General features: G+C 65.5%; 8 protein-coding genes. 3 read left to right on the top strand and 5 right to left on the bottom strand.

What is annotated here, in order from left to right:
* Window positions 1-2: 2 nt before the first annotated feature.
* The 5 genes from Q0071_RS19800 to Q0071_RS19820 form a co-directional block, all read right to left on the bottom strand.
* Window positions 3-1,670: a formate--tetrahydrofolate ligase gene (locus Q0071_RS19800; protein WP_298173842.1), complete on the bottom strand. Its 1,668-nt coding sequence runs from the start codon at window positions 1,668-1,670 to the stop codon at window positions 3-5.
* A gap of 351 nt (window positions 1,671-2,021) precedes the next feature.
* The gene (locus Q0071_RS19805) at window positions 2,022-2,516 is read right to left on the bottom strand and encodes a DUF427 domain-containing protein (RefSeq protein WP_298173843.1); all 495 of its coding nucleotides are present in this window, start codon (window positions 2,514-2,516) and stop codon (window positions 2,022-2,024) included.
* A gap of 128 nt (window positions 2,517-2,644) precedes the next feature.
* Window positions 2,645-3,568 carry an N-acetyl-gamma-glutamyl-phosphate reductase gene (argC, locus tag Q0071_RS19810; protein WP_298173845.1) on the bottom strand — a complete coding sequence of 308 codons (924 nt, stop codon included), beginning with the start codon at window positions 3,566-3,568 and terminating at the stop codon, window positions 2,645-2,647.
* On the bottom strand, window positions 3,565-3,969 hold the full coding sequence (locus Q0071_RS19815) for an SH3 domain-containing protein (protein ID WP_298173847.1): 405 nt from the start codon (window positions 3,967-3,969) through the stop codon (window positions 3,565-3,567). Before Q0071_RS19815 ends, argC begins: the two co-directional genes overlap by 4 nt.
* Complete coding sequence (locus Q0071_RS19820) at window positions 3,966-5,378, bottom strand: M17 family metallopeptidase (protein ID WP_298173849.1); 1,413 nt, start codon at window positions 5,376-5,378, stop codon at window positions 3,966-3,968. The genes Q0071_RS19815 and Q0071_RS19820 overlap by 4 nt, the downstream gene beginning before the upstream one ends.
* Window positions 5,379-5,496: 118 nt before the next feature.
* Between Q0071_RS19820 and map the strand changes: the two genes are divergently transcribed.
* The 3 genes from map to glnA all read left to right on the top strand — a co-directional run.
* Window positions 5,497-6,330: a type I methionyl aminopeptidase gene (gene map, locus Q0071_RS19825; protein WP_298173851.1), complete on the top strand. Its 834-nt coding sequence runs from the start codon at window positions 5,497-5,499 to the stop codon at window positions 6,328-6,330.
* A 326-nt stretch (window positions 6,331-6,656) separates the two neighbouring features.
* Complete coding sequence (locus Q0071_RS19830; protein ID WP_298173854.1) at window positions 6,657-6,995, top strand: P-II family nitrogen regulator; 339 nt, start codon at window positions 6,657-6,659, stop codon at window positions 6,993-6,995.
* A 118-nt stretch (window positions 6,996-7,113) separates the two neighbouring features.
* The coding region (glnA, locus tag Q0071_RS19835) for a type I glutamate--ammonia ligase (RefSeq protein WP_298173855.1) at window positions 7,114-8,212 on the top strand (1,099 nt) is incomplete at its 3' end.

The following is an 8,212-nucleotide window of genomic DNA, read 5'->3' on the forward strand; positions in this document are numbered from 1 at the left end:
GCCTAGAAGAGTCCCTCGATCCGCCCTTCGGGATTGATGTGGATGCGTTCTGCCGCGGGCACCTGCGGCAGGCCGGGCATGGTCATGATCTCGCCGCAGATCGCGACGACAAAGCCCGCACCCGCCGAAAGCCGCACTTCGCGCACCGGGATCACATGGCCGGTCGGCGCGCCCAATGCGGCAGGATCGGTGGAGAAGCCATACTGCGTCTTGGCGATGCACACCGGCAGCGCGCCGTGCCCCTGCTCTTCCCACGCGGCGAGCTGCGTCCGCACCGCCGGATCGGCAATCGCGCATTCGGCGCGGTAGATGCGGGTGGCGATGGTGTTGATCTTCTCGAATAGCGGCAGCGCATCATCATAGAGCGGCGCGAACTGCGAGGGCGTTTCGGCCAGCTGCACCACCCGCTCGGCCAGATCGACCGCACCCGCGCCGCCTTCAGCCCAGTGCGTGCAGACCAGCGCCTGCGAGCCATGCGCGGCGGCGATGGCCTGGACAGCGGCAATCTCCTCGTCACTGTCGGTCGGGAAGCGATTGATCGCGACGACAGCAGGCACGCCGAACTGGCGAACGTTCTCGATATGCCGCACGAGGTTCACCCCGCCGCGCTTCACCGCCTCGACATCGGCCGGCGCCAGTGCATTCTTGGCAACGCCGCCGTTCATTTTCAGCGCGCGCACCGTGGCGACGATCACCGCCGCCGCCGGTTTGAGGCCGGCCTGCCGGCACTTGATATCGAAGAACTTTTCCGCGCCGAGGTCTGCGCCAAAGCCCGCCTCGGTCACCACATAGTCCGCCAGCGCCAGCCCCGCGCGCGTCGCCCGCACGGAATTGCAGCCATGCGCGATATTGGCAAACGGTCCGCCATGGACGAGCGCAGGATTACCTTCCAGCGTCTGCACCAGATTGGGCTTGATCGCCTGCGCCAGCAGCACGGCCATCGCGCCATCGGCCTTCAGTTCGCGCGCGGTGACGGGGCCGCCACTGCGCGTATAGCCGACCACGATCCGCCCGAGCCGCGCTTCCAGATCCTCGAGATCCTCGGCGAGGCACAGGATCGCCATGACTTCCGAAGCGACGGTGATATCGAACCCGGATTCGCGCGGGAACCCGTTGGCCCGCCCGCCCAGCCCTTGCGCGATATCGCGCAGCGCGCGGTCGTTGATATCGAGCACGCGCCGCCACACGATCCGCCGCACATCAAGATCGAGCGCGTTGCCCCAGTAGACGTGGTTATCGATCATCGCGGCGAGCAGATTGTGCGCGCTGGTGATCGCATGGAAATCGCCGGTGAAGTGGAGGTTGATATCCTCCATCGGCACGACTTGCGCGTAGCCGCCGCCAGTCGCCCCGCCCTTGGTGCCGAAACAGGGGCCAAGCGAGGGTTCGCGAAGGGCCAGCATGGTGCGCTTGCCGATCCGGTTCAGCGCATCGGCAAGGCCGACCGAGGTCGTGGTCTTGCCCTCGCCCGCCGGTGTGGGGTTAATCGCGGTGACAAGGATCAGCTTGCCCGGCGCCTTGCCCGCCTCGGCTTCGAGCAGCGCCAGATCGAGCTTGGCCTTGTAATGGCCGTAAGGTTCGACCGCCGCAGCCGGGATTCCGGCGCGCTCGGCGATCTGGAGGATGGGCTTCAGCGTCGCCGCGCGCGAGATCTCGATGTCGGATGGCATCCAGTCTTTTTACTTATGATGGCGCGCAGAGCAAGCGTCCTTCCCGCGTAGAGCCGGGTCCTTGCTTGCAGGAAGATCATCCCAAATGGTACGTTCGAAGTATAATCGCCGCGAGTATTCTATCAGATGATAGCTTTTTTGGAATTTCTCAATGTGTTCAACGGCGGAAATCTATGGCCCATCGTCTCAAGCCTCATCCTCTTGGCAGTCGTTGTGTTCCCGATCGGGGTAATCACTGCAATCTGGGACAGATGGTTTCGCAAAGACGGCTGAACAGCGCCCCAGCGGTCCAAACAGTTTACGCGGACGTTCCCGCCATGCCGCCATGCCCGCCCGGCTATGGCGAATCCCCTACCAGCCCCGGCTGCCCGGCCCGCCCTTGAAGGGGCCAGCCACTTTGCTGGTGATCCAGCCGCCATAGAAGCCGCCGGCCTGCGGAATCACCGTCTCGCCATCCACACTGCACCGATCAAAGGGCGCCGCATAGAACGCGACATGATCCTTGAGCGCCAGGAAACCGCGCGTTGGACCCGGATAGCTCCACCCGACCTGCGGCAGCACTTCTGCGTCCACCACCACGTCCCAATAGACCGCCGCGCCCTTCCATTCGCACATCGAAGAGCCGGACGCGCGCCGCAGCACCCCCGGCGCGATGTCATCGGGATGGATATAGTAGCTCGGCGGATGGCTGGTCTCGAGCGTTTGCACGCTGCGGCGCGTATCGGCGATGATCTGCCCGCGATGCGCAATCACCACATGCGCACTGCATGGCCGCGCGATGGCCGGGCGGGGATAGTCCCAGACACTTTCCTGCCCGGGCAGGACGGGATCAGGCCTAGGCCACACGCTTCATACCTCTTGCCACCAACCCAACCTCCGTTCGTGTCGAGCGAAGTCGAGACACCAGACGCGTTGGGTGGTGTCTCGACTTGGCTCGACACGAACGGCAAGGGTTCGGAAAACGCAAGAGGCCCTTAGAGGCGCAGCCCCGCCGTCTCCGGCAAGCCGCTCATCAGATTGAGGCTCTGCACTGCAGCACCGCTGGCACCCTTGCCGAGATTATCGAGCAGCGCGACGAGCCGTGCCTGCGTGCCATCCTTGCTGCCGAAAACATAGAGGTCGAGCCCGTCGCGCGGGGCATCGGAGGAGCGCAGCAGCAGTTCATCCGGCACGCCATCGAGCACACGCACCAGCGGGCTGCCCGCATAGAACGCCGCCAGCGCCTCGCGCAGGGCATCCGGCGCAGCGGCACCGGGGATGGCAGCGAGCGGTACCGGTACCTCGACGACCATGCCGCGATGTGCGGGGACCACCGCAGGCGCGAAGATCGGAGCGTATGTCAGGCCCGCGTGCCCCTGCATCTCGGCCACATGCTTGTGCCCAAGGCCAAGGCCATAGGCGCGGAAGGCGATGTCCGTATCGGCCTCGAAGCGCGCGATCAGCGCCTTGCCGCCGCCCGAGTAGCCCGAGACGGCATTGACCGTGTAGGGCCAGTCCGCCGGCAGCAGCCCTGCGCGCAGCAAGGGCACCAGCAGGCCGAGGAAGCCGGTGGGATAACAGCCGGGATTGGAAACCCGCTTGGCGCTGGCTACCGCGCCACGGCCCACAATCTCGGGAAAACCGTAAGTCCAGCCCGGCGCAACCCGGTGTGCGGTCGAGGCATCGATCACGCGGGTCGTGTCGTTGGTGATCAGCGAAACCGCCTCGCGCGCGGCATCATCGGGCAGGCACAGGATCGCGACATCAGCCGCATTGAGTGCTTCAGCGCGCGCGCACGCGTCCTTGCGCTCGGCATCGCTCAGCGCGATCACGCTGAACTCGGTGCGGCCCGCAATCCGGTCGGCGATTTCGAGGCCGGTGGTCCCCGCCGCGCCATCGATGAAGACCCGTACGGTCATGGCTCCAGCGCCGTCAGCGGCAGATAGCCGACGAGGCCATCCTCGCCCTGCTGTCCCCAGCCCCAGCCGCCTGCCTTGTCGAGCAGGTTGAACGTCTCGCCCGCCGCCAGTGTGCCGATCACGTCTGCATCATCGCGCCCCGCCGTGCGCAAGGTGGCGCCCTCCGCCCCCACCGTGCACGGCGTCGGCACTGCATAGTGCGAGACGAAGACCTGCCCGGCATAGCGCACATGCGCCAGATCGCCGCGCACCGCGCGGGTATGCGCATGCGTATCGAACTTGGGCGCGGGGCCCGTCAGCGCGTGCGACGTATTCAGGCTGGGCAGGAGCAGATCGGTCACGTCAGGCTTTCCGGCAAAGACGAAAGCCGGGCGCTTATAGGCATCGGGCTCAGGGTTCAAGGCATGCGCTCTTTTCCAAAGCGGGACTGGATCAGCCCCCAGCTCGCACGCAGGCCCAGCGCTTCGCCGCCTTTGGGCCGGCCGGGCTTGCCTGCAGGGCGCCAGGCGAAGGTATCGAAGTGCGCCCAGTCCACCCCCTCGGCCACGAACCGGTCGAGGAACAGCGCCGCGACCGTCGCCCCCGCAAACCCGCCCGAGGGGCTGTTCTGGAGGTCCGCAACATCGGACTTCAGCATCTCGCGGTAGCCATCATGCAGCGGCAGGCGCCAGCACGGATCGTCGCGTTCGAGGCCGGCAGACAGGAGGCCGTTCGCCGTCTCGTCCGTCCGCGCGAACATTGCCGGCAGATCGGGGCCGAGCGCAACGCGCGCCGCGCCAGTCAGCGTGGCGAAATCGATCAGCAATTCGGGCCTCGTCTCGCAGGCGCGCACCAGCGCATCGCCGAGTACCAGCCGCCCTTCGGCATCGGTGTTGGTGATCTCGACCGAAAGCCCCGCGCGCGAGCGCAGCACGTCACCGGGGCGGAAGGCGTTGCCCGAAACCGCGTTCTCCACCGCCGGGACCAGCACATGCAGCCGCACCGGCAGCCCCGCACCCATCACGAGGCCCGCGAGCGCCAGCGCATGCGCCGCGCCGCCCATGTCCTTCTTCATCAGCGCCATGGCCGAGCTTGGCTTCATGTCGAGTCCGCCGGAATCGAAGCATACGCCCTTGCCGACAATGGCGAGGCGCGGGTGCGCGGGATCGCCCCATTCGATCTCGATCAGCCGCGGCGCATGGCTGCGAGCAGCCGCACGGCCCACCGCGTGGACCATCGGATAGTCCCGCTCCAGCACATCGCCCGAAACGACATGGATCACCGCGTGGTGCGCCTTGGCGAGCGCGCGCGCCTCCGCCTCGAGCTGTGCGGGGCCCATGTCCTCCGCTGGCGTATTGACCAGATCGCGCACCAGAATGACCGCCTCGGCCTCTGCGAGCGCCGCATTCATCGCGCCGAGCGCGCCCGTCAGCAGCAGCCGCGCGCCCTTATCGGAAGGCTCGCTGCGATAGCGATCAAAGCGGTACTGCGCGAGCCGCCAGCCGATCAGCGCGGGGCCTTCCGCGCCGGGGCTGGCAAGCCGATAGGTCCCTGCCGGCAGCCGGTCCGCCAATGGCGCAAGGCACCAGCTTGAAAGCTTCGCCGGATCGGCCACGCCCACCACCGCGAACCAGCCCTCGCCCGTGCCCGCTGCATCGGGCACGATCGCGGTTTCACCTGCTCCACCTTCAAAGCCCTGCCCGGCGAGCACTGCGCGCTGCGCGGCGGTGAGGCCCGCAAGCCAGCCGGGCAGGCCCGCCTTGTCGATCAGGTGGAGCGGAATGGCCTTCTGGCCGCGATCGGGCTGGATCAGTGCATCAAGCTGGTTCATCGTAGCCACGATCCTTGCCGCAGCTTGGCGGCGAGTGCGAGAGGAAACTGCACCGGGCCGCATGCCAGCGCGGCGCAGCACACTCGCAATTTTCGTACAGACACGCTACATGGCCCCCATGACCGACTATGTGATCGCCGACGAAACCGATGTGATGCCGCGTGACGGCACGATTAAGCTGCATGGGCCTGCGGGCTTTGAAGGCATGCGCAAGGCCGGGCGCCTTGCGGCTGAAATCCTCGATGCACTTGTGCCGATGGTCCAGCCCGGCGTCAGCACCGCCGCGATCGATGATGTCGTGCGGCAGATGACCCTTGATGGCGGCGCCGTCCCTGCCACCTTGGGCTATCGCGGCTATACCCATTCGTGCTGCATTTCGATCAACCACGTGGTTTGCCACGGCATCCCGTCCGAAAGCCGCATCCTGCGCGAGGGCGATATCGTCAATATCGACGTGACGCCGCTGCTGGATGGCTGGCACGGGGATTCCAGCCGGATGTACCTCGTCGGCGATGTCGCGCTCAAGGCGAAGCGGCTGGTCGATGTCACCTACGAATGCCTGATGATCGGCATCGAACAGGTGAAGCCCGGCGCGCGGCTCGGCGATATCGGCGCGGCGATCCAGGCCCATGCGGAGCGGCACCGCTACGGCGTGGTGCGCGAGTTTTGCGGCCACGGTCTGGGGCGCCTGTTCCACGATGCGCCCGAAGTGATCCACGCCGCGCACAAGGGCACCGGCCCTGAGCTCAAGCCCGGCATGTTCTTCACGATCGAGCCGATGATCAACCTCGGCAAGGCGGGGGTGAAGCTGCTCGACGATGGCTGGACGGCGGTGACGCGCGACCGCTCGCTTTCCGCGCAGTTCGAACATTCGATCGCGGTGACCGAAACGGGCTGCGAGATCTTCACGCTGAGCCCCGCGGGCCTGCACCGCCCGCCTTACGCGGGCTGAAGTACCCCTCCGACCCGCCTGTGGGCTGACGGAGGAGTAAACTCCCACCTCTGCCCAAAAATAAGGCAGACCTTGCGCAAATCTTGTGCACCAATCCGCCTTATCCGCGCAACTTGCGCAATGCAACGGTGCGCATGCGCCTTGCATTCTTGCCAGACATGCCGCTTTTCCGGCTTTCGCGACGCCCTTTCCTGTCCTAGTGGAGGGGAGTACCCGCGTGGCACGATTCTTGGATAGCTGATCCGGTATCGGGCTCCGTACGAATACCAACACCGCCGGTCAGGGCCGCAAGGCCGGGAACCGGTCTGCCTGCAGGGATTGATCGAGTGAAAAAGGTCGAAGCGATCATCAAGCCCTTCAAGCTGGACGAGGTGAAGGAAGCGCTCCACGAAATCGGCGTTTCCGGCATCACCGTCACCGAAGCCAAGGGCTTCGGCCGGCAGAAGGGCCATACCGAACTCTATCGCGGCGCCGAATATGTCGTCGACTTCCTGCCGAAGGTGAAACTCGAAGTGGTGGTGGCCGATGCCATGGTCGACCGCGTGGTCGAGGCGATTGCCACCGCAGCGCAGACGGGCCGCATCGGCGATGGCAAGATCTTCGTGTTCGCGGTGGAAAGCGCGCTGCGCATCCGTACCGGCGAACGCGATAACGACGCCATTTAGGATCAGGCAATCTTCAACCGGAGGTGGCTGCGGGCCGGTGCCTTCTCCAGACTTGTGACCCCAAGTTTTTGTTCACTGAGCGCCCCTGCACGGGCCGGGGCCAGTTAAAGGACCAGCGATGGCTACTGCAAAGGACATTCTCGCTCGCATCAAGGACGAGGAAATCGAATGGGTTGATCTGCGCTTCACCGATCCCAAGGGCAAGTGGCAGCACCTCACGATGGTCTCCACCGTGCTTGGCGAGGACGAACTGGAAGACGGCCTGATGTTCGACGGCTCCTCGATCGAGGGCTGGAAGGCCATCAACGAGTCCGACATGATCCTGAAGCCGGACCTCAACGCGGTCTACGTCGATCCGTTCTCGGCCACCCCGATGATGATCATCTGCTGCGACATCGTCGAGCCTTCGACCGGCGAACTCTACGCCCGCGATCCGCGCTCGACCGCCAAGCGCGCCGAAGCCTTCGTCAAGGCGAGCGGCGTGGGCGATACTGTCTACGTCGGCCCCGAAGCCGAATTCTTCATCTTCGACGACGTCAAGTTCTACGACGGCTATGACGGCAACGGCTTCAAGATCGACGACATCGAGCTGCCGACCAACTCGAACCGCGATTACGAAGCCGGCAACCTTGCCCATCGTCCGCGCGCCAAGGGCGGCTACTTCCCGGTCGCTCCGGTCGATAGCTGCGTCGACATCCGCGCCGAGATGGTGCGCACGATGATCGACATGGGCCTGCCCTGCGACAAGCATCACCACGAAGTGGCCTCGGCCCAGCACGAGCTCGGCCTCACGTTCGGCACGCTCGTCCAGACCGCCGACCGCATGCAGGTCTACAAGTACGTCGTCCACCAGGTCGCGCAGGCTTATGGCAAGACCGCCACGTTCATGCCCAAGCCGATCAAGTCGGACAACGGCAGCGGCATGCACACCCACATCTCGATCTGGGATCAGGGCAAGCCGCTCTTCGCAGGCAACGGCTATGCCGGTCTGTCTGACATGTGCCTCTACTTCATCGGCGGTGTGATCAAGCACGCGAAGGCGCTCAATGCCTTCACCAACCCGACCACCAACAGCTACAAGCGTCTGGTGCCGGGCTTCGAAGCCCCCGTGCTGCTCGCCTACTCGGCGCGCAACCGTTCGGCCTCGTGCCGCATCCCCTACGGTTCGGGCGCCAAGGCAAAGCGCGTGGAATTCCGCTTCCCCGACGCGATGGCCA

The sequence above is a fragment of the Novosphingobium sp. genome (assembly GCF_027486195.1).
Lineage (GTDB): Bacteria > Pseudomonadota > Alphaproteobacteria > Sphingomonadales > Sphingomonadaceae > Novosphingobium.